Origin of the sequence: Marivirga tractuosa (assembly GCF_042140215.1) — a bacterium.
Lineage (GTDB): Bacteria > Bacteroidota > Bacteroidia > Cytophagales > Cyclobacteriaceae > Marivirga > Marivirga tractuosa_A.
This window is the reverse complement of the sequence record NZ_CP159478.1, coordinates 1,172,088-1,196,844: the sequence shown is the minus strand read 5'-3', so window position 1 is coordinate 1,196,844 and position 24,757 is coordinate 1,172,088. Positions and strand designations below refer to the sequence as shown.

Sequence of the window (24,757 nt, the reverse complement as noted above, 5' to 3'; positions counted from 1 at the left end):
ATCTTAAATACTTACATTAGTTAACATTTTACTCATCAGTACGTTTGATAACCATCACCAAAAACAATGATGATGAAAAAATCAATTTTTATTCTAGGAATTCTAATGTTATTTGTTTCTCCCTCCCTTTTAGGACAGGTCAATAACTATGATGTAATGAATATTGTGGATTTCCATAGCATAAGTGTGAATTCAGCTTATACAGTCTATGTAAAACAATCGAATAAGGAAGAGGTAAGAGTAGAAGCTGAAAAAGAAATTTATGATTTAACTGAAATTACAGTAAAAGAAGGTGTTCTTCATATAGATATTAAAAAAGATGATTCCAAAACCAGTAAAAGCATTTGGCAAAAGATAGATAATATAAAGTTATTGCCTACACTTAAGGTTTATGTCTCCATTAAAGATGTTCAAAAATTATCGGTAAATGGAAATGGGAAATTAATCACCGAGAACTCTATCGCTTCAGATAATCTTAACTTACTTGTTGCCGGAACTGGAAGCATTGAAGTAGATGTAAAAACCAAAACCCTCGAAGCCAAATTAGCAGGGCCAGGTGATTTAACCATCAAAGGCTACACTGATGATCTGATTTTAGAAAATAGCGGAGCAGGAAGCTTAGATGCCTTCGAATTTGAATCACAAAATGCGGATGTAAACTTATATGGCTTAGGTTCTATAAAATTAAATGTCTCAGAAAAATTAGATGCTAAAATTTATGGAAGTGGCAATATCTCTGTTAAAGGTGCCACAAAGGAAATCGTTAAAAAAGAATATGGTGCAGGCATAGTGGAAAGAAAGAATTAATTATTAAAAGAACTTTATGGAGTTACATAAATGAAATGTAACAATGACAGGATTAATCCTGTATACTATAGTAGAATAATATATTATTAAGTTTTTTTATAAAATTTAAACCAATTCAAAATGTCAACTATAAAAGAAAAAACACTTAAGGAATTAGAGAATAAAGTTCACGATTTAGAAAACTTTATTGCGAAAAAAGGTATTGGCTCTAGTTATTTATCAAGAGCAGAGAAAATTCAAAGAAATTTCAATATCGGACTTTTTGTAGGTGGAGTTGCGCTTGTAGGTGGAATTATCGCCTATTCGATATTGAAAGACGATGAAGATGAGGAATAAATTAGTTAATGAAATAGATGAATATGAGGCCTGACTTTTAAAAGTTGGGCTTTTTTATTCCTACTCTATTAACCGCCCTGAAATAGCGTTACACTTATTTAATATATTTGGCACTAATTTATCATATCCAGTCAAATTCCATTTGAACCTTCTATAAATATTAATCAGTGCTTGTTAACAATCTAAGTTATCTTAAGGTTGTACGGTAGTGTTTGTATGATTATGCAGATGAAAAAGCTTTAATAATAAATCATGAAAAATTCCATTTATCTTTTTCTTATCATTTTATTAGGCTTTACCTACAGTAAAGCAATAGCTCAAAATAATTCTTTTACTATTAGTGGTCAAGCTTATGACACTAAAAATGAAAATCCAATTCAATTTGCTCAGGTAGCCCTTTTTAAAGAAAATGCTAAGGAGCCTGAAACTTTTACCAACACTGATGAGAATGGAAATTTCATGCTTCAAGCAGAAAGAGGGGAATATGAGCTGAAAATATTTTTCATAGGGTATAAAGATAAAATATTGAGTGATATTCAGCTCAGTGAAAACATAGAACTTGGTAAGGTTGAAATGATAAATGAGAACAATCAACTAGACGAAGTGGAAGTAACAGGTACCAAACCCATGGTGCGCACTACAGTGGAAGGCATTACCATAAATCCTGACCAAAACCTATCTAATCTTGGCGGTACTTTATTGGATATTTTAAGGAATACGCCCTCAGTACGAGTGGGGGACGATGGCTCAATTTCCTTAAGGGGAAGTTCAGGAACCAATGTGCTGATTAATGGAAGAAACTCTTCTTTAACTCGAAATCTAGATCGTATTCCGGCCAGTTCCATAGATGAAATTAAAGTAATTAATAATCCAAATGCGAGATATGATGCCGAAGCTGAAGCGGGTATTATTGACATCAAGTTAAAAAAAGGAGATAAACTAGGGACAAATGGTGGAATAGATGGACTTTATGGAACCAGAGGTCGTTCCAGTTTGGGCGGTCAAATAAACCACCGCGACATTAGATACAACGTATATGCAGGTTATAATTATAGAAATTGGAAAAATGTTGGTGATAGAAGAGTAAGCAGAACCATATTTGAAGATGCGGAAAACCTGAGTCAAAATACTAATTCGGAAAGTCAAAGAGAAGGCCACACCTTTAACTATGGGGCAGATTATTATTTTGGTAATAATACTTTAAGTTATGAAGGCGTATTGAGTACCAGTTACAGCCAACAGGTAAACACACTTTTCTCTCAATTGACTGATACAAATTCTGATGACCTTATTTTGGAGTATGTCAGAAGAAATAGTGAAAATGAAACCGATGATGGTTATGATAATGCCATTATCTATGAAAGGGATTTTAAAGAAAAAGAACGGTCTTTCAAATTTTCGGCCTCACAATCCTATACCAATCAATTTAAAACCCAAAATATAGAGATCTTCAGAGGAACTCAAACTACAGATGAGTCAGAGCTTAATGGCAGAGAACAGGCATTTACAGATGAAAAAAGATATAATTATGTATTTCAGGCTGATTATATTCATCCTTTTGAAGATAAAATAAAGTTGGAAACAGGTCTTAAATCAAATATCAGGAATTTCACTTATGATTTTGACTTTTCAAGGTTCTCTTTTGAAAACCAGGATTTTGAGGATGACCCTGCTGTGAGCAATGAATTCGATTATCAAGACAGGATTCATGCAGGCTATGTGGTGCTTTCTAAATCTTTTGCAAAATTGGATATCATAGCGGGAGTAAGAGGGGAACTTACCCAATTGAACACTTATTTGTATAATACTGATGAAGAAAATAGTCAGGAGTATTTCAATTTATTTCCAAGCCTTCAAACTCTTTATAAACTAACGGATAATCAATCCTTCAAATTCACATACAGTCGGAGAATAGACCGACCTACAGCCTGGAGATTGAATCCATTTCCTGACATTACTGATTCCCTAAATGTAAGAAGAGGAAATCCTGAACTTCAGCCGGAATTAATAAACTCCATAGAACTGGGTCATATTTTTGAGGGTAAAAAATCCAGTTTGACCACTAACTTTTTTTACAGACAAATACAGGGAAGATTAGATTATATTACAATAGTAGAAGATGGGATTTCTTATTCAGAACCTGCCAATTTGAATACAGCGGAATCTTATGGTGTAGAAGTGATAGGTTTAAAGGACATAACTCCATGGTGGACACTAAATGGAAGTGTTACGGGCTTTAATATAAGAGTTGACGGTTCCAATATCAGTGAAGAATTTACCAATAATGGATATGCCTTAAACAGCAAATTAACCTCTGATTTTAAACTACCTTATGATATTACCATTCAATTGGTAGGCAATTATGATTCTCCTGAAATTGAAGCACAAGGTAGCAACCTTGCTCAGTACTATATAGATGCCAGCATTCAAAAAAGCTTTCTGGACAAAAAAGGAAGTATTTCTTTAAGTGCCAGAGATATTTTTGATAGCTTAAGGTATGCTGGAGACCGCTTAACCAATTCATTTTCACAGACTTATTACTCTAAAAGAGAAACCAGAATATTTTTACTAAGCGCCAGATATTCTTTCTAAAAGCCATATTGGTTTACTCAAAATTATTAAAATTACCATAGTTCAAATAAGCCTCGTGGAATATACTATCCTCTGAGATTCTAACTATTTCTATAAAATTTACCATCTTATTAAGTGTAGATTTATACGTTTAATAAAAGTTTAAATCTAAGAATAAGGCTCTATTTACACCTTTAAATGCTTCTCAATAGCTTTTTTAATAACTACTAATTCAGTAGATTGCAAAGGATATAAAAGATATAGCAAAAAATGACTGCAAATAAATCATACCTTTTGATTTTGATATTTAGTTTTATATCCTGCAATACGGATAAAAAATCAAAGAATGAAATTCTCGAAAAACCAAAAGGCGAAAAAATTGATAGTCTTGCAAATCGCTATCTTGAATTAAACCGTTTTAGTGGAGTTATTTTGATAACAAAAGACGGAACGACTATTTACAACAATAAGTTTGGTTTAGCCGACTACGAAAATGATATGCCTTTTTCAAATAAAACTACTTTCAAGATTGGCGAGATTTCCGAATTAGTTACAGGCAATGTTATTAAGAAAATGGCAGAAAATGGCAACTTTCAGTTGTCTGATAAGGTCTCTAAATATCTTCCAGAAATAAAAACTGACTTCACAATAGGTGATTTACTATATCACAAAACGAATCTACTAAGCATACCGACCATTCAAGAACAAAATCCAGAATTGAAATATTCAACTACTGATTACGCAAATTTAGCCGCCCAATCCTCTTATAAATCTAAGCGAAGCGATTTAAACTATAATGTTTTGGGATTGCTAATAGAAAAAATAAGCGGTAAAAGCTATCAAGAGAATATTGAAAATTATAGCAAAGAATTGAGTCTGGAAAATACCTATTTCCAAAAAAATGATTCATCATTGGCTGTTGGCTATCAATATAATAATAATCAAGGAAACGGACTTGAATTGCAAAAAGCCCCAGTTTCAAATTTAGAAATTACATTTAGTAGCAACGGACTAAAATCGACTGCAAATGATTTGGCAAAAATCATAATATCAGATTCCACAGATAGATTGGAGCTGAATGGATATTTAGAAAATGACGGTTTTAGTTATTCAATAGAATATAATTCAAAAACAAAAATTGCAATTATTGTTCTATCAAATCGCAGACATCCCGTTGCAAAGGAAATTTCAAATAGTATTGAAGCGATACTTGAAAATAAAAAGTTCATTCTTCCTTTGGCAAGAAAACAAATTGATATAGATATAAATTTATTAAAGGATTATTCAGGCATCTATTCCCTCAATGAGAATATAGATTTTGAGGTTATTAATGAAAATGACAGTCTATACGTAGTGATGGGACCGAATAAAATTCATTTAGTACCTCAATCCTCAAACCAATTTTATATGGAGCAAATGGATGCATCTATGCGATTTTTGAGAGATTCTGCCAATAAAGTAAGCGAAGTTATGTTATTAGACGGATTTTTAGAGGGTAATAAGGTTAAACGTGTTGAATAGTAAATATTGCCAACATTATGTATGAAATCATAGCCATTCAAGGCAAACATGCAAACCAAAGCTATGATTCATACATTTAGCGTTGCCAACAATAAGCTTTAATATGAAATACCACCCCATTAAGTTATAATCTTACTACTCTGTATTTCGTAAACATATGAAGCTAAAGGTATTCAATTCAGCTTTCAAAAAACAAATGTATTACTTGTCAAAATCCTCTAACGAAAGTTCTCTTTTTAAGAACTAAATTCATATCTTTGTCGTAATTATGAAACTTTTACATGTATAGAATATTTGCTAAAAGAACCTTAAGAGAATTTTGGGAAAAACATGCTGACTCTGAACAATATCTCAAAACATGGTATGATACAGCTATGAATAGTCAGTGGAAAACCCCGATTGAAGTGAAAAACACGTATGCAAATGCTAGTATACTAAAAGATGAACGAGTTGTATTTAACATCAAAGGAAACTCATACAGACTTGTGGTAAAATTTAATTTTGAAAAGCAGTGGATATTTATCCGATTTATAGGAACGCATGCTGAATACGATAAAATTGATGCTAACAACATTTAAAAAGATAATCATGACACTAAAACTTATAAAAACAGATGGCGAATATCAAAAGGCTCTGAAAAGACTTGAAGAAATCTTTGATGCTAAAATAGGCACACCAGAAAGTGATGAGGCTGATATTCTAGGACTTCTTATTGATGAATATGAGAAAAAACATTTCCCGATAGAAGCACCAGACCCCATTGAAGCAATTAAAATTAGAATGGAGGAAATGGACTTGAAACAGAAAGATTTAGTAGGTGTAATTGGCGGGAAAAGCAGGGTTTCAGAAATTCTTAATCGTAAGAAAAAGTTAACCGTTGAAATGGTACGAAATTTAGCTTTAAGGTTAAACCTTTCAGTACAAATTCTAATAAATGATTACAAGCTAATAAAATAGTACAGTTGCCAACATTATGTTTGAAACCATAGCCACTCAAGGCTAACTAACACGCAAACCTAAGCTATGATTCATACATTTAGCGTTAGCGGTCAGGCATAAAAATATAAGACGAAAAAGAATGACACCTAAAGAAACACTACAAAAATGGATTGACGCATTTAATAAAGCGGATGTGGAAACAATTTCCAACTTGTATGCTGACAATGCTGTTAACCACCAAGTTGCAAACGACCCCCTTGAAGGAAAAAGTGCGATTAGAAAAATGTTTGAAGGCGAATTTTCAACGGCTGAAATGACCTGTATTCCCGAAAATATATTTGAAGACGGAGAATGGGCGATTTTAGAATGGAAAGACCCAAACGGACTTCGTGGATGCGGATTTTTTCAAATCCAAAACGACAAAATCGTTTTCCAACGTGGTTATTGGGATAAACTTTCTTTTTTGAAACTACATAAACTTCCACTAGAATAAAATGATAGAAACTGAGAACTTAAAAATTATTCCTTGCGACAAGGAAATATTAAAATCAGCAATTCAAGGAAATAATATACTTGCTAAGAAAATCAACGTTACTGTCCTGGAAAATTGGACAGAGTTTGGCGTTGGTGCTTTACAGTATTCGCTTGACAGACTTACAGAAAATGAAGAAGAAAACGGATGGTGGACTTATTTTCCCATTCATAGGCAAAATAATAAACTAATAGGAAGCGGTGGCTATAAAGGCAAACCGACAGCAGAAGGGACAGTTGAACTCGGTTATGAAATTGCACCAACCTTTCGTAATCGTGGACTTGCAACTGAAATGACAAAGGGACTTATTGAAAATGCTTTAAAAGATAAGAGAGTACGAACTATAATTGCTCACACACTTGGACAAGATAACCCGTCAACAAAAGTTTTACAGAAATGTGGATTTGAAAAAGTTCAAGAAATCAATGACCCAGACGATGGACTGATTTGGAAATGGGAACTAATAAGAAAATAATGAAAAAAGCCCGAACCGCTAATCGAGTAGACGGCCGTGAGCCATAAGCCCACGGTGCGCCTCTTAATATTTATCCCGCACCAAAGGTCGGGACCACTGTACGTACGGGTCTCGTATACAGCGGTTCATTGAATGACTACTTGAGTCCTTAAGTAATAGGAAAGCATTTATTCATACCCTTTTCTCCTAAGTCTCGACAAAGAGATGGTGGTTATCAAGATTGAACTTTGGCTATTGCCCAGCCTGCTTTTCTCGTCCTGCTCCATGCATAGGCATGATAAACAGCTTCAACTGTTGGTACTTTCTTTCCTGACTTTGCCGCTAAGCAGGCTTGCCAATAGTTTATTTAATAAGCCAAAAATTTAAGCTTATACGTTATTTATTTATAAGCTAGTTTAGAGTAGTACATAGGCACACAATATAATGTAACATAGCAACCCCATAAAAAGTACCCTCGGATATACTCTAAGAAGTCAATTTATTTTTAAGCCCGTTATTTTGCCTTTAAAATCGTAATTTTCACTAAATTCGACATTTAATGCTCATACTATCAATTATATCAAAAGATTAATGAGATCAAATTATGCTACGGTTAAAAGTTTTTTTGTTAATTATCATTTGTAGTTCGGCCCTTCATGCGCAAAATTTTAGAAGAAGTCTTAAAAAGGGCGATCAATACCTAAACGAAAGTAACTATAGCAAAGCCATAAGTTATTACAAAAAGGCGTTGGAACATAAGCCAGGGAATGCAGATGCCACTTACGGCTTGGGGCTAGCCTACTTATTCGATTTTAAAAATGACGAGGCAGTCAAAAAGCTCACATTAGTTAGGCAACTCAATCCTAAAATTGGAAATAACATAGACTATTATTTAGGGCTGGCTCATCAATTCAATTATAATTTTGACGAGGCTGTCAGGTATTTCGATCTTTTCGGTGACAAAAAAAAGAAAAATCGTTATACAGCCGACTTAAAAATTGAAGAATGCCTAACAGCTGATTCTCTATACAGTAATCCTAAGCCTGTGGTTGTTGAAAACCTGTGCAACGGTCAATTCACAGCAGCACGATTACACACCTGCCTTAATGGCTGACGGCAAAACACTTTATTTTACATCAAACAGACCGGGTTCTACTGGAGGCAGGAAATCAAAGGACGGTAGTTTTTATGAAGATATTTACAGCTCTTCCTTACAAGACGGGCAATGGAGCAAACCCAAAAAACTTGGTAAGAAATTAAATGGTGATTATCATGATGCTGTATCTTCTATCTCTCCTGATGGGAAAACGCTTTTTGTATATTCAGAGAAAGGAAACGGAGATATTTATTTTTCAAATTTTGTAGATTCAACATGGACTTATCCTCAACCGCTGAGCAATAAGATCAACTCCATTTTTTGGGAAACATCGGTCTCAATAACTGCAGACGGTCAAACCTTATATTTTTCAAGCGACCGTCCAGGAGGTTACGGTGGTTTAGATATCTACAAGACTACTAAAGGAGAGGATGGTGAATGGGGTAATGCCCAAAACCTTGGGCCTACCGTTAACACCGAAGCCGCTGAGGACGCACCGATGATACACCCGGATGGACATACCTTATATTTTAGTTCTTCTGGTCATCAAGGAATGGGTGGATATGACATCTACTATAGTAAAAAGGAAGGTCAGGAGTTTCTGGAACCCGTTAATTTAGGTTATCCGATCAATACAGTTTATGATGATAATTATTTTGTGATCTCTGCAGATCTTAAGCATGCATACTACGCTTCAAGAAAACCAGGTGGTTCAGGGATGGTAGATATCTATCATGTAGACATGGAAGAAAAAATAGAAGTTGAGGAAAACGTCCAGTCCGAGCCTGAACCTGCATTAGTAGAAAATACTGTGATAACTTCTGAAAATGACAAAGAGGTTGATGAAGAGATGACGGAGCCTGAAACTAAAGCTGTGATTACTATATTTAAAGGTAAAGTGCTTGATGCCAGCACGGGCTTACCAGTTGGTGCTGTAATTAAGATGGTTGATAACAAGAATAGTACCTTGACTGCAGAAGCATTTTCTGATCCACAAACAGGTGAATTCGAATTGGTGGTTACAGAAGGAGGTGATTATGGTGTATCCACTAGTAAAAAAGGCTATCTATTTAATTCAATCAATTTTAGGCTACCCGAATTTTCTGAGTATCAGGAAATAGATGTTTCAATATTGCTGGATAAGGCGGAAGTAGGTACTAAAATGGTACTTAAGAATATTTTCTTCGATAGCGGTAGCTCTGATTTAAGAACTGAGTCGTTAGGTGAGCTTGAAGTGATTAAAGACCTTTTAGTGAATTCACCTGATCTTAGAGTGCAGATCAATGGACATACTGATGATATAGGAAATTCAATTTACAATAAGTTGCTTTCTAAACAAAGAGCTCAATCTGTGGTAGATTACCTAATTGCAAATGGTATTGATAGCGAACGTTTAGAAGCTAAAGGCTTTGGAGAAGATAAACCCCTAGTATCAAATGATGATGAAATAGGTGGAAGAGAGATCAATAGAAGAACCGAAATAGAGATCTTAGGTGAAAGTGAAAATGGATAAATCACCTAACTCAACTTTGAGTTGATGACAGCAACAAAAAGTAAGACCGAAAAATCAGCTACAAGCGCCTAAGCATCCTTAAAGAAGTTGAAGCATCTAATTTTCGCAGGTCATTTAAAATAATGGTGATCCTTACTGATCAGTGCATAAAATACTTAGTTTAATATTTCCCAGTTCACATAGGTAAAAGGCTTTATTCGGGGCCGATATTCAATCCTTTGCTGTTTCCATTTTTCTAATTTCAGAATACAGCATTTTAGCAATCTATTCAAGACAAAAACAGGAATGAGCCCAAGTGAATATAGGAATTTGAATTAAATACTGGAATACAACATTCTGTGTAATCATGACTGTAAGCAGACTATTCTAGCTGTAGTTCTGCGGAAAAAGCTATTAAATTCGTAGCATTGCCTCGGTAGTTATCTGAAATTTCAATACTTTTAATCAGCCACGAATTTATACAGTGGCGTCAGGCCTCATTAAGCATAAATGACAGACCAAGAGCAACATATAAAAACAAATCTTGAAATTCTCAGAAATGAACTTGATCAGCTTTTTGACTTTTTTGAGAATGGCCTTGACTATCACAAAATGGTTTATGAATTCTGGAATGCAAAGGACATTCTTGGACATATCACTTATTGGCATGAGAGTTTTGCGAGGAATATTTCAGATTTAGGCAAGGGCATTAAACCAAGACCCTTAAAAGGGAAACTTTCAGAAGTTAACAAACAAAGTGTCGAAACAACAAAAAACGAATCCATAGCAAGCCTAATCAAACGATTGAAAGAGGCCCAAGCTACCATTGAAGAATTCATATTTGATGACACAATAGACCTGATCCCCTACAAGAAGGGTTCATGGGATTATTCAAGGAGCGAGCATTTAGAAGTAGTATCCCACCACATTCATAAACATTTAACAGACATTTCTAAAAAATATGGCACGACCAAAAAATAAAGCTGATTTGCTGAATTTGAGCAAAAAGAACTTTGAACTTCTGATGGATTTCATTGAAAGTTTATCCGAAGAAGAACAAAAATCTCCTTTTCCGAAAGGAACAATGAATCGAAATATTGGAGATGTACTGATGCATCTTCACCATTGGCATTTAATGATGATTGATTGGTACGCGCAAGGAATGAAAGGAGAAAAACCTGATATGCCTGCTAAAGGATACACTTGGAAAACAACTCCTGCATTAAACAGCTGGATTTGGGAAAAATATAAGGATACCCCTCTTGAAGATGCCAAGAAGGATTTCAAATCAAGCTACAAAAAAGTGAGGAGTTTAATTGAGATACATAGTGATGAAGAACTATTTGAAAAGAAAAGATACAAATGGACTGGAACTACCTCACTAGGTGCCTACCTTGTATCGGCTACTTCAAGCCATTATGACTGGGCAATTAAACTTATTAAAAAGGCGAAGAAGTGAAAAGGAGAACAGATCATGAAGCATCTATTGAGCGTTCGCAAATCAATACTCATAGCTATATTTCAGCCGTTCATAGAAATAATAGAATCGACCCAAGGAAAAGTATAAATAAATCTCGTAATTAGAGTTATCAACTAACGCCTACAAAGCCCACCTGACAAATATTCAAAACGGTTTTTTAGGGGGATTTATGGTGTATTAATAATGTTGATATACTGAATATATTCGGCTATCAACAATTGAATAATAATATATATCAGCAATTTTGATAGCCAATTGTTGAACTAAACCGTTTCTTCCTGGAAACGGTAAAATGAGGTATGATTAAATTGTAATGGTAAACAAACAAGTTACCATTATGAAAACTCAAACAAAAAGCAATGCCTTAGAGCATCTCAAAAGAGAGCTGGAATTCCGGAATTACAGTTTTCGCACAGTAAACACCTATTGTTCACTGATGTCCCACATGGCCAAAGTGAGCAGTTTACCGCTCGAGACCATCACCCTTTCACAGTTTAAAGACTACCTTCACAAGGTAGTGATAGAAAAAGGCCTGTCAGCCTCTACTGTGAACCAGTACATCAGTGCATTTAAAATAGTGCAGACCGATGTTTTGGGAAGGGAGTGGGAAGATTTTAAGATTAGACGTCCTAGAAAATCTAAAAGGCTTCCGATCGTCCTCTCCATTGAGGAAATGGAAAGGCTGATCAACGTGAACCGCAACTTAAAACATAAGGCTATTATTATGTTGGCCTATTCATCAGGCTTGCGGAGAAATGAGCTTTTGAACCTGCTGCCTAATCATATCGACTCTCAAAGAATGCAGGTTCGGGTCATGCAGGGTAAAGGCAAGAAAGACCGTTACACATTACTCTCACGCAAGACACTTGAGGTACTGCGTATTTATTATAAATTTGCACGTCCCGAGAAGTACCTGTTTGAACCTCAAAACAGCAAAGGGAAGCCTCTGTCAGAAACCACTCTGGCTAAAATCGTAAAGAACAAGCTCGAACTTGCCGGTATTAAAAAAGCGGTGTCCTTCCATACCCTGCGCCACACTTTTGCCACACACCTGTTGGAGCAAGGCGTGAACTTACGGCTGATACAGCAATTTATGGGGCATACCTCGCTAAAGACCACTACGGCCTACCTGCATCTTACTAAGCTAGACCCAGCTAGTGTTTGCTCCCCTCTAGACAATATGAAAGTTTAAAAATGGTGCGATGGAAAACAAAAGACAGAAAACAGAACTGGCTGATATCTTCATTGAACACGCAGCGGATTATTTGAATACCGCAAAACTCTGCCCCGTACAAAAGAAAGCCTATCAGGCCATCACCCAATGCAGGAGTGCCTCTATGGGAGGGCATATTAACAGCTGTGATAATTGTGGGTACAATCAGCAGGCCTACAACTCGTGCAGAAACCGACATTGTCCAAAATGCCAATTTATAAGAAAGGCCAAATGGGTCGACAAACTGGCTTCAAACCTGCCTGCCACCAAGTATTTTCATTTGGTCTTTACCGTGCCTCACTGCTTGAACAAGCTGTTTTATATTAATCAAAAATTGACTTATGGCGCACTTTTTAAAGCAGCTGGCCAATCCTTGATGCAGTGCGCCAAAACCCCCAAGTATCTGGGGGCAAAGGCAGGTGCGGTATCAATATTACATACCTGGGGACAAAACCTGGATTATCACCCGCATATCCATATGATAGTGCCTGCGGGAGGATTGACCGAAGATGGAAGGGAATGGATTCCTTCCAACCCCAACTATTTCTTGCCCGTGAAGGTGCTAAGTGCTGTGTTTAGGGGTCTTTTACTCAAGCTGTTAGAAGCATCCTTCAAGAATGACCGGCTCAAAATACCTAAAGGCACCCACTTTGAACAATTAAAACAGCAGTGTTATAAGACCAAATGGGTGGTTTACAGCGAAAAGCCTTTTAAATGCTCGGAAAATCTCATTAATTACTTAGGTAATTACACCCATAGGGTCGCCATAAGTAACCAAAGGATCAAAAGCCATCAAAATGGAAAGGTGAGCTTTTGGTATAAAGACTACCGTTGTGGTGGCTTGAAAAAAGTGATGAGCCTAGAGGCGAAAGAATTTATAAGAAGGTTCATGCAGCATGTCCTGCCTGACGGGTTTTGCAAAATCAGGTATTTTGGTTTTATGTCCTTGTCCAACCTTAAACAGGCCAGGGAAGACTGTAACCTTATCATTAATAAGGTCACCTACTTTCCTGTGCTGGAAGGGCTCAACGGCCTGGAAGTGTACAGGCAAATAACAGGGAACGACCCTGCTGAATGTCCTAAATGCAAGACAAAAAGTATGAAGGCAGTACCGTTGCCAAAACAGAAAACACCTGGCTAGTATTAAACTAACCGACAGTTCTTTGAAAGATTGTAGCTTTTACAAGAAGCGAGAAAAGCTTCAACAGGAAAACTACGTCTAATAAATAAAGCTTAGCATGAAACCGAGCCCTCAAAATCAGCATCCAACTGGCAAAAACCCTGCTATCTATTGGCAGGGTGAGGCTTCGGCAGCTAGTACACACATACAATGCCCATAGTCCCATCGGCTCAGTCCAACAACGTTTTATTCATCATTCTTAATGCTCTTAAATCACATTAACAGAAATGGGGATTTTATCTTTTTTTATTTACTTTTAGAGAACGATGAATAAAACGCTATAATGTTAGGTGCAAGTGAAAAAAAACCGCAGATGAACAAACCAAAACTGAACATAACAGAAAATGACATTCTATTCTTTGATATGGACGGAACATTGGTGGACACAGATTTTGCAAACTTCTTATCTTATAAAAAAGCTATACAATCGTTCATTCAATCCGAAAATGAAATTGAATTCAACCCAAATGAAAGATTTAATCGTGCTTCACTAAAAATTGCAGTTCCAAATCTGAAAGAGACGGATTATGAAAAAATAATTCAAAAGAAAGAGGAAAATTATAAAGAACATTTATCGGAAACAAAAATGAATAAATCAGTTGCGGACATTCTACTAAAATATTCCAAAACAAATAAAACAGTATTGGTAACTAATTGTCGTGAAGACAGAGCATTGATGACATTAAACTTTCATAACCTAACTGACAAATTTAGCAGCATATTTTTTAGAAACATTTCGACAAATGGACAACGAATAAATAAATACAAAAATGCAATATCAAGTTTGAGCCTATCGGCTCAAACTGTTATTGTTTTTGAAAATGAAAGACCTGAAATTGAAGATGCTATTCAAGCAGGAATTTCGATTGAAAATATTATAAGTTTTTAAATTATGACGCCATTTACAATTGAGACAAATCAATATTTAACACAAGAAACACAAGGTTTTTATCATACAGATTTTGGTGGAGTGAACTTGCCAAATAATCCAAATTATTTGTATAAGTTAAAAAACGACCCACACCACAATTGGTCAGATGATTGGATACGACAATCACAAGAGCAGTTATATAGAGTATTGCTAATTGACCTTCCAGAAGTACAAAATCATATTGGTAAAAATCCATTAACAATATGTGTTGTTCCGAGAGCAAAGGCTGACAATACATACAACCCAAATCAGTTACTGTTCAAAGCAGGTGTTAGAAATGCAATAATTACGTTAGGCAATAGTTTTATTGATGGAACTAATTATATCCAACGACATACAAATACAAAAACAACACACCTTCGCCAACCAATTGACGGATATAATAATGATGGTTCAAATCCTTATGTTGGAATAACAAATGCTACTTGTAATATTTCAAATAATGTTGTTGGTAAGGATGTTTTGCTAATTGACGATATTTATACAAGAACAGTAAATATTGACGAAGATGCAATTCAAGCATTGATAAGCAAAGGTGCAAAATCGGTTTCATTCTATGCAATAGGAAAAACTGTTTTTAATCACTAAAATATAATTCAAATGAAGTACACAGACAACGCAATCAATATCTTAACTGCAAAAACCTATAAAGGAATTGGTAGGGCTTGGATTGTTAAATATTTGAAAGGAAATGAAAGTGTCGATAAAATTGTTTCATTAATAAATAGCAATACAAAACAAGACGAATTAATAACTTTTGATGATTTTGAATTCAATAGAAATCAAATAATAAATCAAATCGAAACATTTGAAGAAAGTTGTGATGGTCTTGTTGCAATTGGCGATACAAACTTTCCAAAATATAGAGGAAATGTAAAGGAAAGTGAAAGACCAATATTTCTTTTTTACAAAGGAGATTTAAGTCTGATTGACTTTGAAAATAATAACGTTACTGTAATTGGACTTCTCAATCCAGACGAAACAATTGAAAGTCGAGAACAAAAAATAGTTTCAGAAATTGTCAAAAAAGGGATAACAATCGTTAGTGGTTTAGCCTTTGGATGTGATAGTATTGCTCATAAACAAGCACTTATTGGCGGAAAAACTGTTGCTATTTTACCAAGTCCTCTTTATAAAATAATGCCAGCAAAGAATAAGAGTTTAGCATTTGAAATAGTCGAACAAGGTGGACTTTTGGTATCTGAATATTTTGACGAGCATAAATCAGCAATGGATTTAAGTAGTCGATATAAAGACCGTGACAGATTACAAGCATTATATTGTGATACTATAATTTTGGCCGCAAGTTATGCTCAAGACACCGCTGAAAGATGGAAATTATTTGGTCAAAAATTGGATAGTGGAGCAAGATTGGCAATGGGATTTGCAAAAGACTATAATATTCCAAGAGCCGTTATGTATGACCAAAATCTTGACTCAAATAATCCAATGTTTGATTTAAATCGGGAGTTAATCAATGACGGAAAATCTGTTACAGTTTTGACTCAAAAAAGTTTGGAAGAACTCATAAACAATATTGAAATAGATAAAGAAAAGGCGATTAAGCAAAATAACTTTCAGACAGATTTATTCGGTTAATTTTCAAATAGAAACATACGGAATGAAAGAACACCAGCACCTAATCGAGTAGACGGCCGTGAGCCATAAGCCCACGGTGCGCCTCTCACACCACTGTACGTACGGGTCTCGTATACAGCGGTTCATTGAATGACTACTTGCGTCCTTAAGTAATAGGAAAGCATTGATTCATACCCTTTTCTCCTAAGTCTTGACAAAGTGATAGTGGTGATCAAGATTGGACTTTGGGCTACTGCCCAGCCTCCTTTTCTCGTCCTGCTCCATGCGTATGCCTGGCCTTTATCAATCCCTAAGCGAATTAAATTTTTACGTTTTCTCTCTGGCTTTTTCCAGTCGTGCCAAATACAATATCGAAGTCGGTTCCTTAGCCACTCATCGAGGGCTTTGAGCTTGACTTGTATGCTCGCTAGGCGGTAATTGTTTACCCACCCCCTGCATATTTCTGCCAATTTCTTGAGACGTTCTTCAAATTTGTAGGGTCTGGTTTTCTTGGTAATCCCTTTGAGTTTACGCTTGAGCGAACCCCAACTGCTTTTCTTTGCTACCAATTGGTACTTGCCTTTATCACCTTTCTTGTAAGTAGGTACAAACCCGTGACCAAGCAACTCAAAGTTGCTCGGTCTTCTGATTCCGCTTTTCTCCCTATTGATAGGTAGTTTTAGCTTACTTTGTAAAAACAAATAAACCTCATTCCCTATCCTCTTGGCTTCTGCTTTTGATTTCGTGTATATACTGAAATCATCTGCATAGCGGACGTATCTGTATCCTTTTCTTACAAATTCCTTGTCCAGCACATCCAACATAATATTGGATAGTAATGGACTAAGGGGTGAACCTTGCGGCATTCCTTTCCTACGCTTCATTAGCTTCCCGTTAATTAATATCGGGGCTCTAAGCCATTTGCGGATTAACCTCAAGGTAGTACGGCATTTGACCTTTTGGTAGAGGAGTTCCAGTAGGACAGCATGGTCTACTTCATCGAAAAATCCCTTAAGGTCTATGTCCACTATGTCCTGATATCCATCATTGATGTACTTCAAGGCTTGTGTCACTGCCTTATGGATATTCTTCTCTGGTCTAAACCCGTAGCTGTGGTCTGCAAAGTCAAGTTCATACTTGCTCATCAACACTTGGCTAACGGATTGTTGCAGCCACCTGTCTGTTACTGTGGGAACTCCCAACAGTCTTACTTTACCATTGCTTTTGGGAATCTCAACACCTCTGATAGCTTGCGGTACATAGCGATGGTTCAGGATGTCGGTCAATATCCTGTCCCGATTAGCCTCAATATGTGAGGTTAATTCCTGGACTGGCATGCCATCTACTCCTGATGCTCCTTTATTGCGCACCACTTGGCGGTACGCTTTGAGCAGATTCTTACGCTTAAGTACTTGTTCTATCATATGCGTTAATCTGTTACAAGCTGTTAGCTTAAGGATAGGCTACCCACAATTAGCGGACTCCTATCCGAATTAAAACAGCATTCAATGTTCGGTCCTTCATTGACTTGTGAGGCTTCCCTGCTTTGCAAGGCTCGTTGCTGTCAATTACTATGACCTCTGCTGACTTCTCTTTGATGTTCCAGACATCTAGAGACCTCCCTAGGTAAGGCACTTATCTTTCTCCCTATTTCTGCTACATCTACTCAATACCACTGACAGCACGGCCTTTGCAATGATGTGCTTGCTCGACCACGGTTGTTGAGCCTCCGTATGTAGTTTCTGTTCGTCAGAACAGGGATTTGCCGTTTGGCTTCCTTCAGTCAATGAATCGCTTCAACCGACCTTGCCACTTGCTAGTATGCTTCGCTGCTCGCATACAAGGGACTTGCACCCTCAAGATAATCTGAGTATCTTTCAACTCGTGCCATGCTAGGCACACACAATGTATATAAAAAATAGGCGAAACAGTAATAAATTAAAGGCTTTTGGCTCGAATCAAAGTTTATGCTTAACCGAAAGTGAAGTGCATCGAAATCGCCTACTTTTCATATACTAACCGTTGGGGGCAATGTTGATTATAGCTAAACCATTGACTTCGATAGCAAGCAGAAGAGCAGTTATAATAAATGAAAACCTGAAAATACAAAAGGTAATTTGCCAAAAGTTTGGTAAAGCATAAATTAACAAAAGCCAACGATACTCTGTTGGTAAGAACGAGAAAGCACTTTTAAAAAAGAAAATAAAAAAGTAAATTTGGCACATGTACGATAATAGAGAACAAATCCGATTTATTGACCTTTTCTGCGGGATTGGTGGTTTCAGAATTGCATTTGAAGAATCTTGCCAAGAAGTTAATATAAAAGCGGAATGTGTTTTTTCCTCTGACATCGATAAGTTTGCTCAAGATAGTTACGAGGCAAATTTTGGCGAACGACCTTATGGAGATATAACTCAAATTGACGAAAAGGATATACCAGACCATGACATTCTTTTTGCGGGCTTTCCTTGCCAACCTTTTAGTATAATTGGTCAAATGAAAGGTCTAAATGACACCCGCGGGACTTTATTTTTTGATATTGCTAGAATAATAAAAGAGAAAAAACCAAAAGCTTTTGTTCTTGAAAATGTGAAACAACTTGTTGGACACGACCAAGGAAACACTCTCAAAGTTATTATGAAGTCTTTAAAAGAACTTGGGTATCACGTACAATATAGTGTTTTAAATGCTCTTGATTACGGCTTGCCACAGAAAAGAGAAAGGATAGTTATTGTTGGTCATAAAGAACCAATAATGTTCACTTTTCCCGAACCTATACGACCTTACAAGCCACTCACGGAAATTTTAGAACAGTCAGTTGATGAAAAACATTATGCTTCTGAATACATACGTTCAAAAAGAGAAGGAAGTCATAAATCTTCTTTCTATCCTTCAATTTGGCATGAAAATAAATCAGGAAATATCTGCTCATATCCGTTTTCTTGCGCATTGAGAGCAGGAGCCTCCTATAATTACTTGCTTGTAAATGGAGAAAGAAGACTGACTCCTAGAGAAATGTTTAGATTACAAGGATTTCCAGATTCATATAAAATTGTCGTAAGTGACGGTCAAGCTAAAAAACAAGCAGGTAATGCCGTTCCAGTTAATATGATAAAAGCAGTTGTGCAGAAACTTCTTCCTTATGTTGCAAATTCTCTTGACCAAGCAACCGTTTTAAGAGAATACGATTTAAAATATAATCCGAGTTAATGGCAAAGCAATCCCCAAAACTCAGAACAGTAAACAAAACTCTGCCACCATATCCACTCAATGAGTTTGGCTCTGATTTTCCGTACATACTTGGCAGAGAAATTGTCTATCTATTAGCTTCAAAAGGTAAAGGAGTTCTTGAAGGCTCAGAATGGGAAGAGATTTTTGCTCACTGTATTGGAGCAGATTGGAAGCCTTCTAATGTAGGGCTTGATGATGTCGTATTTGGTAATACTGCTTGGGGTGCAAAAACAGTAAAGTCAGGAGTTAAGGATTTTAGAACTTTAAAAAAGGTTCGTCTAATTTCTGGTAGAAACTCAATAGTATACTCATACGGTGGCACCATTGACATTTCTGCCGACCCTAATGAAGTAGGTGAACAAGTTCTTGAAATTTGGAATGAAAGAGTTTCCTCCATTCGAGAAAAATTTAAGCATCTAAGAACGGTTGTTCTTGTCAAGTCAGATGACCTCTCGCAAGTTGCAGTTTTCGAATTTGACACCATTCGCTATGACCCTGAACTCTTCGATTTTTTTTGGAATAAAAATGGAAACTTGGAAGGGTATGTTAAAGGAACTTCCGATAAACAATTTGTTTGGCAACCGCATGGCTCTCAATTCACAATTATCGAAGAGGTTCCTAAAAGTAGTTTAATTTTAAAATTGAAACAACCAGAAGCTCTTGATAAAACAAAAATTTTAAATGCAATCGGTTTTGATAAATCATGGGTAACTGTAGAGAAAAGAGAATAGAAACTGCCCCCAATCGAGTAGACGGCCGTGAGCCATGAGCCCACGGTGCGCCTCTCACACCACTGTACGTACGGGTCTCGTATACAGCGGTTCATTGAATGACTACTTGCGTCCTTAAGTAATAGGAAAGCATTGATTCATACCCTTTTCTCCTAAGTCTTGACAAAGTGATTGTGGTTATCAAGATTGGACTTTGGGCTATTGCCCATCCTCCTTTTCTCGTCCTGCTCCATGCATAAGCATGATCTTTATCTACTCCTAGTCGAATCAGGTTTTTACGTTTCCTCTCTGGTTTTTTCCAGTCATGCCATATACAGTATCGAAGTCGGTTCCGTAGCCACTCATCGAGGGCTTTGAGCTTGGCTTGTATGCTGGCGAGTCGGTAATTATTGACCCACCCCCTGCATATTTCTGCCAGTTTCTTGAGCCGTTCTTCAAATTTGTACGGTCTGGTTTTCTTGGTAATCCCTTTGAGTTTACGCTTGAGCGAACCCCAACTGCTTTTCTTTGCCACCAACTGGTATTTGCCCTTTTCACCTTTCTTGTAAGTGGGTACAAATCCGTGACCCAGCAACTCAAAGTTGCTCGGTCTTCTGATCCCGCTTTTCTCCTTGTTGATAGGCAGTTTCAGCTTGCTTTGTAAAAACAAATAAACCTCATCCCCTATCCTCTTGGCTTCTGCCTTTGATTTCGTGTATACACTGAAATCATCTGCATAGCGGACGTATCTGTATCCTTTTCTTACAAATTCCTTGTCCAGCACATCCAACATAATATTGGACAGTAATGGGCTAAGGGGCGAACCTTGCGGCATTCCTTTCCTGCGCCTAATTAGCTTCCCTTTAATTAATATCGGGGCTCTAAGCCATTTGCGGATTAGCCTCAAGGTAGTACGGCATTTGACCTTTTGGTAGAGGAGTTCCAGTAATACTGCATGGTCTACTTCATCGAAAAATCCCTTTAGGTCTATGTCTACTATGTCCTGATAGCCATCATTGATGTACTTCAAGGCTTGTGTCACTGCCTTATGGATATTCTTCTCCGGTCTAAACCCATAGCTGTGGTCTTCGAAATCAAGTTCATACTTGCTCATCAACACTTGGCTAACGGATTGTTGCAACCACCTGTCTGTTACCGTGGGAACTCCCAACAGTCTTACTTTCCCATTGCTTTTGGGAATCTCAACGCCCCTGATAGCTTGGGGTACATAGCGGTGGTTCAGGATGTCGGTCAATATCCTGTCCCGATTAGCCTCAATATGTGAGGTTAATTCCTGGACTGACATGCCGTCTACTCCTGATGTCCCTTTATTGCGAACCACTTGGCGGTGCGCTTTGAGCAGGTTCTTTCGCTTAAGTACTTGTTCTATCATATGCGTTAATCTGTTACAAGCTGTTTGCTTAAGGACAGGCTGCCCACAATTAGCGGACTCCTATTCGAACCTGCCTGCGCAGACGGTTAAAACAGCATTCAATGTTCAGTCCTTCATTGACTTGTGAGGCTTCCCTGCTTTGCAAGGCTCGTTGCTGTCAATTACTATGACCTCTGCTGACTTCTCTTTGATGTTCCAGACATCTAGAGACCTCCCTAGGTAAGGCACTTATCTTTCTCCCTATTTCTGCTACATCTACTCAATACCACTGACAGCACGGCCTTTGCAATGATGTGCTTGCTCGACCACGGTTGTTGAGCCTCCGTATGTAGTTTCTGTTCGTCAGAACAGGGATTTGCCGTTTGGCTTCCTTCAGTCAATGAATCGCTTCAACCGACCTTGCCACTTGCTAGTATGCTTCGCTGCTCGCATACAAGGGACTTGCACCCTCAAGATAATCTGAGTATCTTTCAACTCGTGCCATGCTAGGCACACACAATACCTAAGAAAACATGGGCAATTAGTAGTTTTAGCAAGATTAGTTTTCCACAGGAACTGTTGGTTAAGCTAGACAGAGAATTGCTTCGAAAAGCCCCACGTTTCTTAGCCTAATCGTTAGCCATTATTAAAAAAGCAGTATGAGTACTATAGCAGCAATATTAAAAAAAGAAGGTCAAATAAAGGAACCCCTTCCTTTGAATTTATATGATGATTTTTGTCTTTCAAACTTACTTCAGAATTCTGAGAAGTATGAGGAAAAGATTTTGGAACAAATTGATAAAGCTTCCATTGAAACTTTGACACAAATTGAGCACCAATCCTTAGTTATTCATAATGACTATGCGTTTACAAATGAAGAATTGGAGTATAGAAAATCTGTTGGTGAAAAACTACCAAAAGAATATAAAGCGACTTATTTGAAATACGATTATGAATCCGAAAAATTTATTTATCAAGAAGACTTCAAAGATCATGAAACATGGTGTCGCATAGAAGATATTAAAACTGCTGTTGAAAAACTATTAAAGATGATGGAACTAGAAAAACAAAATGGTTTACATACAGTCTGGAATGGATCATATCTTGATGACAATATTTGCGATATAAAAATACTTTTGGAAAACTTGAAAATTGGACAAGCAGATTCTGGTGCTGATGAGGTTCTGCTTGTGTTTAAATATAATTAACTATGAGTTACGATATTACTGCTGTTGAAAGGAATTTTGCTATGAAATGTAGGTCTGAACACAAAGACCTAGGGCAGATTTTAGAGGAATCACCTGAGCTTGTTCCAGAATTTACAAAAGAATCAAGAGATGCAATCATTAAGTATTTAACAACAGAAGAGCCTTATAAAATAGAATCTGAACAAGGTTCTGAAATTGTATTTAAGCATAAAACGGCTAAATCTGTTCAAGTAACATTGAGTAATAATACCCTTGATTTTTCGGCAGGATTTTCTGAAAAGTGGACTATCCTTGATACGACCGCACTTGTAACTATAGAACCAGGAGCGGAGATAATGAGATTTGATTTTCAAGATGGAGAATGGGGATAGAAAATAACAATGGCTAATCGAGTAGACGGCCGTGAGCCATGAGCCCACGGTGCGCCTCTCACACCACTGTACGTACGGGTCTCGTATACAGCGGTTCATTGAATGACTACTTGCGTCCTTAAGTAATAGGAAAGCATTGATTCATACCCTTTTCTCCTAAGTCTTGACAAAGTGATTGTGGTTATCAAGATTGGACTTTGGGCTATTGCCCATCCTCCTTTTCTCGTCCTGCTCCATGCATAAGCATGATCTTTATCTACTCCTAGTCGAATCAGGTTTTTACGTTTCCTCTCTGGTTTTTTCCAGTCATGCCATATACAGTATCGAAGTCGGTTCCGTAGCCACTCATCGAGGGCTTTGAGCTTGGCTTGTATGCTGGCGAGTCGGTAATTATTGACCCACCCCCTGCATATTTCTGCCAGTTTCTTGAGCCGTTCTTCAAACTTGTAGGGTCTGGTTTTCTTGGTAATCCCTTTGAGTTTACGCTTGAGCGAACCCCAACTGCTTTTCTTTGCCACCAATTGATATTTGCCCTTTTCACCTTTCTTGTAAGTGGGTACAAACCCGTGACCAAGCAACTCAAAGTTGCTCGGTCTTCTGATTCCGCTTTTCTCCCTATTGATAGGTAGTTTTAGCTTACTTTGTAAAAACAAATAAACCTCATTCCCTATCCTCTTGGCTTCTGCTTTTGATTTCGTGTATATACTGAAATCATCTGCATAGCGGACGTATCTGTATCCTTTTCTTACAAATTCCTTGTCCAGCACATCCAACATAATATTGGATAGTAATGGACTAAGGGGTGAACCTTGCGGCATTCCTTTCCTACGCTTCATTAGCTTCCCGTTAATTAATATCGGGGCTCTAAGCCATTTGCGGATTAACCTCAAGGTAGTACGGCATTTGACCTTTTGGTAGAGGAGTTCCAGTAGGACAGCATGGTCTACTTCATCGAAAAATCCCTTAAGGTCTATGTCCACTATGTCCTGATATCCATCATTGATGTACTTCAAGGCTTGTGTCACTGCCTTATGGATATTCTTCTCTGGTCTAAAGCCGTAGCTGTGGTCTGCAAAGTCAAGTTCATACTTGCTCATCAACACTTGGCTAACGGATTGTTGCAGCCACCTGTCTGTTACTGTGGGAACTCCCAACAGTCTTACTTTACCATTGCTTTTGGGAATCTCAACACCTCTGATAGCTTGCGGTACATAGCGATGGTTCAGGATGTCGGTCAATATCCTGTCCCGATTAGCCTCAATATGTGAGGTTAATTCCTGGACTGGCATGCCATCTACTCCTGATGCTCCTTTATTGCGCACCACTTGGCGGTACGCTTTGAGCAGATTCTTACGCTTAAATACTTGTTCTATCATATGCGTTAATCTGTTACAAGCTGTTAGCTTAAGGATAGGCTACCCACAATTAGCGGACTCCTATCCGAATTAAAACAGCATTCAATGTTCGGTCCTTCATTGACTTGTGAGGCTTCCCTGCTTTGCAAGGCTCGTTGCTGTCAATTACTATGACCTCTGCTGACTTCTCTTTGATGTTCCAGACATCTAGAGACCTCCCTAGGTAAGGCACTTATCTTTCTCCCTATTTCTGCTACATCTACTCAATACCACTGACAGCACGGCCTTTGCAATGATGTGCTTGCTCGACCACGGTTGTTGAGCCTCCGTATGTAGTTTCTGTTCGTCAGAACAGGGATTTGCCGTTTGGCTTCCTTCAG

Annotated in this window: 26 protein-coding genes; 23 read left to right on the top strand and 3 right to left on the bottom strand. The window is 37.3% G+C overall.

Annotated features, from left to right (window positions below):
- The first annotated feature begins 72 nt into the window (after positions 1-72).
- The 19 genes from ABWH96_RS05440 to ABWH96_RS05350 all read left to right on the top strand — a co-directional run bounded on the left by ABWH96_RS05440 (position 73) and on the right by ABWH96_RS05350 (position 16,151).
- Positions 73-807, top strand: coding sequence for a head GIN domain-containing protein (locus ABWH96_RS05440; protein WP_375580479.1), 735 nt, complete (start codon positions 73-75; stop codon positions 805-807).
- A gap of 120 nt (positions 808-927) precedes the next feature.
- On the top strand, positions 928-1,143 hold the full coding sequence (locus ABWH96_RS05435) for a hypothetical protein (protein ID WP_375580478.1): 216 nt from the start codon (positions 928-930) through the stop codon (positions 1,141-1,143).
- Positions 1,144-1,395: 252 nt separating this feature from the next.
- Positions 1,396-3,735 carry a TonB-dependent receptor domain-containing protein gene (locus ABWH96_RS05430; RefSeq protein WP_375580477.1) on the top strand — a complete coding sequence of 780 codons (2,340 nt, stop codon included), beginning with the start codon at positions 1,396-1,398 and terminating at the stop codon, positions 3,733-3,735.
- Between the two features lie 249 nt (positions 3,736-3,984).
- On the top strand, positions 3,985-5,235 hold the full coding sequence (locus tag ABWH96_RS05425; RefSeq protein WP_375580476.1) for a serine hydrolase domain-containing protein: 1,251 nt from the start codon (positions 3,985-3,987) through the stop codon (positions 5,233-5,235).
- Positions 5,236-5,516: 281 nt separating this feature from the next.
- Positions 5,517-5,813 carry a type II toxin-antitoxin system HigB family toxin gene (locus tag ABWH96_RS05420; RefSeq protein WP_375580475.1) on the top strand — a complete coding sequence of 99 codons (297 nt, stop codon included), beginning with the start codon at positions 5,517-5,519 and terminating at the stop codon, positions 5,811-5,813.
- A gap of 10 nt (positions 5,814-5,823) precedes the next feature.
- Positions 5,824-6,192 (top strand): type II toxin-antitoxin system HigA family antitoxin, encoded by a 369-nt coding sequence (locus ABWH96_RS05415; RefSeq protein WP_375580474.1) that lies wholly within the window; start codon positions 5,824-5,826, stop codon positions 6,190-6,192.
- Positions 6,193-6,313: 121 nt separating this feature from the next.
- Positions 6,314-6,667 carry a nuclear transport factor 2 family protein gene (locus ABWH96_RS05410; protein WP_375580473.1) on the top strand — a complete coding sequence of 118 codons (354 nt, stop codon included), beginning with the start codon at positions 6,314-6,316 and terminating at the stop codon, positions 6,665-6,667.
- 1 nt (position 6,668) lies between these two features.
- Entirely contained in the window at positions 6,669-7,181 is a 513-nt protein-coding gene (locus ABWH96_RS05405; protein ID WP_375580472.1) for a GNAT family N-acetyltransferase, read from the top strand.
- Between the two features lie 583 nt (positions 7,182-7,764).
- Positions 7,765-8,274, top strand: coding sequence for a tetratricopeptide repeat protein (locus tag ABWH96_RS05400; RefSeq protein ID WP_375580471.1), 510 nt, complete (start codon positions 7,765-7,767; stop codon positions 8,272-8,274).
- Positions 8,213-9,769: an OmpA family protein gene (locus ABWH96_RS05395; protein WP_375580470.1), complete on the top strand. Its 1,557-nt coding sequence runs from the start codon at positions 8,213-8,215 to the stop codon at positions 9,767-9,769. Before ABWH96_RS05400 ends, ABWH96_RS05395 begins: the two co-directional genes overlap by 62 nt.
- 195 nt (positions 9,770-9,964) lie before the next feature.
- Positions 9,965-10,087 (top strand): AraC family transcriptional regulator, encoded by a 123-nt coding sequence (locus tag ABWH96_RS05390; RefSeq protein WP_375581506.1) that lies wholly within the window; start codon positions 9,965-9,967, stop codon positions 10,085-10,087.
- 171 nt (positions 10,088-10,258) lie between these two features.
- Positions 10,259-10,729 (top strand): DinB family protein, encoded by a 471-nt coding sequence (locus tag ABWH96_RS05385; protein ID WP_375580469.1) that lies wholly within the window; start codon positions 10,259-10,261, stop codon positions 10,727-10,729.
- A complete protein-coding gene (locus ABWH96_RS05380; protein WP_375580468.1) occupies positions 10,710-11,207 on the top strand; it encodes a ClbS/DfsB family four-helix bundle protein in 498 nt (165 codons plus the stop codon). Before ABWH96_RS05385 ends, ABWH96_RS05380 begins: the two co-directional genes overlap by 20 nt.
- Positions 11,204-11,332 (top strand): hypothetical protein, encoded by a 129-nt coding sequence (locus tag ABWH96_RS05375; RefSeq protein WP_375580467.1) that lies wholly within the window; start codon positions 11,204-11,206, stop codon positions 11,330-11,332. Before ABWH96_RS05380 ends, ABWH96_RS05375 begins: the two co-directional genes overlap by 4 nt.
- A gap of 233 nt (positions 11,333-11,565) precedes the next feature.
- A complete protein-coding gene (locus ABWH96_RS05370; RefSeq protein ID WP_375578887.1) occupies positions 11,566-12,420 on the top strand; it encodes a tyrosine-type recombinase/integrase in 855 nt (284 codons plus the stop codon).
- Between the two features lie 10 nt (positions 12,421-12,430).
- On the top strand, positions 12,431-13,582 hold the full coding sequence (locus ABWH96_RS05365) for an IS91 family transposase (protein WP_375578886.1): 1,152 nt from the start codon (positions 12,431-12,433) through the stop codon (positions 13,580-13,582).
- A gap of 352 nt (positions 13,583-13,934) precedes the next feature.
- Complete coding sequence (locus tag ABWH96_RS05360) at positions 13,935-14,510, top strand: HAD hydrolase-like protein (protein WP_375580466.1); 576 nt, start codon at positions 13,935-13,937, stop codon at positions 14,508-14,510.
- A 3-nt stretch (positions 14,511-14,513) separates the two neighbouring features.
- Complete coding sequence (locus tag ABWH96_RS05355) at positions 14,514-15,140, top strand: hypothetical protein (RefSeq protein ID WP_375580465.1); 627 nt, start codon at positions 14,514-14,516, stop codon at positions 15,138-15,140.
- A 93-nt stretch (positions 15,141-15,233) separates the two neighbouring features.
- On the top strand, positions 15,234-16,151 hold the full coding sequence (locus tag ABWH96_RS05350) for a DNA-processing protein DprA (RefSeq protein ID WP_375580464.1): 918 nt from the start codon (positions 15,234-15,236) through the stop codon (positions 16,149-16,151).
- 122 nt (positions 16,152-16,273) lie between these two features.
- On the opposite strand, the gene ltrA (ABWH96_RS05345) is transcribed toward ABWH96_RS05350, so the two are convergent.
- Entirely contained in the window at positions 16,274-17,554 is a 1,281-nt protein-coding gene (ltrA, locus tag ABWH96_RS05345; RefSeq protein WP_375578447.1) for a group II intron reverse transcriptase/maturase, read from the bottom strand.
- A 799-nt stretch (positions 17,555-18,353) separates the two neighbouring features.
- Between ltrA (ABWH96_RS05345) and ABWH96_RS05340 the strand changes: the two genes are divergently transcribed.
- A complete protein-coding gene (locus ABWH96_RS05340; RefSeq protein ID WP_375580463.1) occupies positions 18,354-19,340 on the top strand; it encodes a DNA cytosine methyltransferase in 987 nt (328 codons plus the stop codon).
- Positions 19,340-20,092 (top strand): hypothetical protein, encoded by a 753-nt coding sequence (locus tag ABWH96_RS05335; protein ID WP_375580462.1) that lies wholly within the window; start codon positions 19,340-19,342, stop codon positions 20,090-20,092. The genes ABWH96_RS05340 and ABWH96_RS05335 overlap by 1 nt, the downstream gene beginning before the upstream one ends.
- 91 nt (positions 20,093-20,183) lie before the next feature.
- Here the strand turns inward: ABWH96_RS05335 and ltrA (ABWH96_RS05330) are convergent, their stop codons facing one another.
- Complete coding sequence (ltrA, locus tag ABWH96_RS05330) at positions 20,184-21,464, bottom strand: group II intron reverse transcriptase/maturase (protein ID WP_375580461.1); 1,281 nt, start codon at positions 21,462-21,464, stop codon at positions 20,184-20,186.
- Between the two features lie 638 nt (positions 21,465-22,102).
- Between ltrA (ABWH96_RS05330) and ABWH96_RS05325 the strand changes: the two genes are divergently transcribed.
- Both ABWH96_RS05325 and ABWH96_RS05320 read left to right on the top strand, forming a co-directional pair.
- On the top strand, positions 22,103-22,651 hold the full coding sequence (locus tag ABWH96_RS05325; protein ID WP_375580460.1) for a hypothetical protein: 549 nt from the start codon (positions 22,103-22,105) through the stop codon (positions 22,649-22,651).
- 2 nt (positions 22,652-22,653) lie between these two features.
- The gene (locus ABWH96_RS05320; RefSeq protein WP_375580459.1) at positions 22,654-23,022 is read left to right on the top strand and encodes a hypothetical protein; all 369 of its coding nucleotides are present in this window, start codon (positions 22,654-22,656) and stop codon (positions 23,020-23,022) included.
- Positions 23,023-23,117: 95 nt separating this feature from the next.
- Here the strand turns inward: ABWH96_RS05320 and ltrA (ABWH96_RS05315) are convergent, their stop codons facing one another.
- Positions 23,118-24,398, bottom strand: a complete 1,281-nt coding sequence (gene ltrA / locus ABWH96_RS05315) for a group II intron reverse transcriptase/maturase (protein ID WP_375580458.1) — start codon at positions 24,396-24,398, stop codon at positions 23,118-23,120.
- Between the last annotated feature and the right edge of the window lie 359 nt (positions 24,399-24,757).

What these genes read in the sequence shown, in the direction of transcription:
- ABWH96_RS05325 (WP_375580460.1), top strand. Translation starts at nt 22,103, where the DNA reads ATGAGTACTATAGCAGCAATATTAAAAAAAGAAGGTCAAATAAAGGAA.
- ltrA (WP_375580458.1), bottom strand. Translation starts at nt 24,398, where the DNA reads ATGATAGAACAAGTATTTAAGCGTAAGAATCTGCTCAAAGCGTACCGC.
- ABWH96_RS05400 (WP_375580471.1), top strand. Translation starts at nt 7,765, where the DNA reads ATGCTACGGTTAAAAGTTTTTTTGTTAATTATCATTTGTAGTTCGGCC.
- ABWH96_RS05420 (WP_375580475.1), top strand. Translation starts at nt 5,517, where the DNA reads ATGTATAGAATATTTGCTAAAAGAACCTTAAGAGAATTTTGGGAAAAA.
- ABWH96_RS05435 (WP_375580478.1), top strand. Translation starts at nt 928, where the DNA reads ATGTCAACTATAAAAGAAAAAACACTTAAGGAATTAGAGAATAAAGTT.
- ABWH96_RS05430 (WP_375580477.1), top strand. Translation starts at nt 1,396, where the DNA reads ATGAAAAATTCCATTTATCTTTTTCTTATCATTTTATTAGGCTTTACC.
- ABWH96_RS05385 (WP_375580469.1), top strand. Translation starts at nt 10,259, where the DNA reads ATGACAGACCAAGAGCAACATATAAAAACAAATCTTGAAATTCTCAGA.
- ABWH96_RS05365 (WP_375578886.1), top strand. Translation starts at nt 12,431, where the DNA reads ATGGAAAACAAAAGACAGAAAACAGAACTGGCTGATATCTTCATTGAA.
- ABWH96_RS05355 (WP_375580465.1), top strand. Translation starts at nt 14,514, where the DNA reads ATGACGCCATTTACAATTGAGACAAATCAATATTTAACACAAGAAACA.
- ABWH96_RS05405 (WP_375580472.1), top strand. Translation starts at nt 6,669, where the DNA reads ATGATAGAAACTGAGAACTTAAAAATTATTCCTTGCGACAAGGAAATA.
- ltrA (WP_375580461.1), bottom strand. Translation starts at nt 21,464, where the DNA reads ATGATAGAACAAGTACTTAAGCGAAAGAACCTGCTCAAAGCGCACCGC.
- ABWH96_RS05335 (WP_375580462.1), top strand. Translation starts at nt 19,340, where the DNA reads ATGGCAAAGCAATCCCCAAAACTCAGAACAGTAAACAAAACTCTGCCA.
- ABWH96_RS05410 (WP_375580473.1), top strand. Translation starts at nt 6,314, where the DNA reads ATGACACCTAAAGAAACACTACAAAAATGGATTGACGCATTTAATAAA.
- ABWH96_RS05320 (WP_375580459.1), top strand. Translation starts at nt 22,654, where the DNA reads ATGAGTTACGATATTACTGCTGTTGAAAGGAATTTTGCTATGAAATGT.
- ABWH96_RS05415 (WP_375580474.1), top strand. Translation starts at nt 5,824, where the DNA reads ATGACACTAAAACTTATAAAAACAGATGGCGAATATCAAAAGGCTCTG.
- ABWH96_RS05425 (WP_375580476.1), top strand. Translation starts at nt 3,985, where the DNA reads ATGACTGCAAATAAATCATACCTTTTGATTTTGATATTTAGTTTTATA.
- ABWH96_RS05380 (WP_375580468.1), top strand. Translation starts at nt 10,710, where the DNA reads ATGGCACGACCAAAAAATAAAGCTGATTTGCTGAATTTGAGCAAAAAG.
- ltrA (WP_375578447.1), bottom strand. Translation starts at nt 17,554, where the DNA reads ATGATAGAACAAGTACTTAAGCGTAAGAATCTGCTCAAAGCGTACCGC.
- ABWH96_RS05340 (WP_375580463.1), top strand. Translation starts at nt 18,354, where the DNA reads ATGTACGATAATAGAGAACAAATCCGATTTATTGACCTTTTCTGCGGG.
- ABWH96_RS05370 (WP_375578887.1), top strand. Translation starts at nt 11,566, where the DNA reads ATGAAAACTCAAACAAAAAGCAATGCCTTAGAGCATCTCAAAAGAGAG.
- ABWH96_RS05360 (WP_375580466.1), top strand. Translation starts at nt 13,935, where the DNA reads ATGAACAAACCAAAACTGAACATAACAGAAAATGACATTCTATTCTTT.
- ABWH96_RS05440 (WP_375580479.1), top strand. Translation starts at nt 73, where the DNA reads ATGAAAAAATCAATTTTTATTCTAGGAATTCTAATGTTATTTGTTTCT.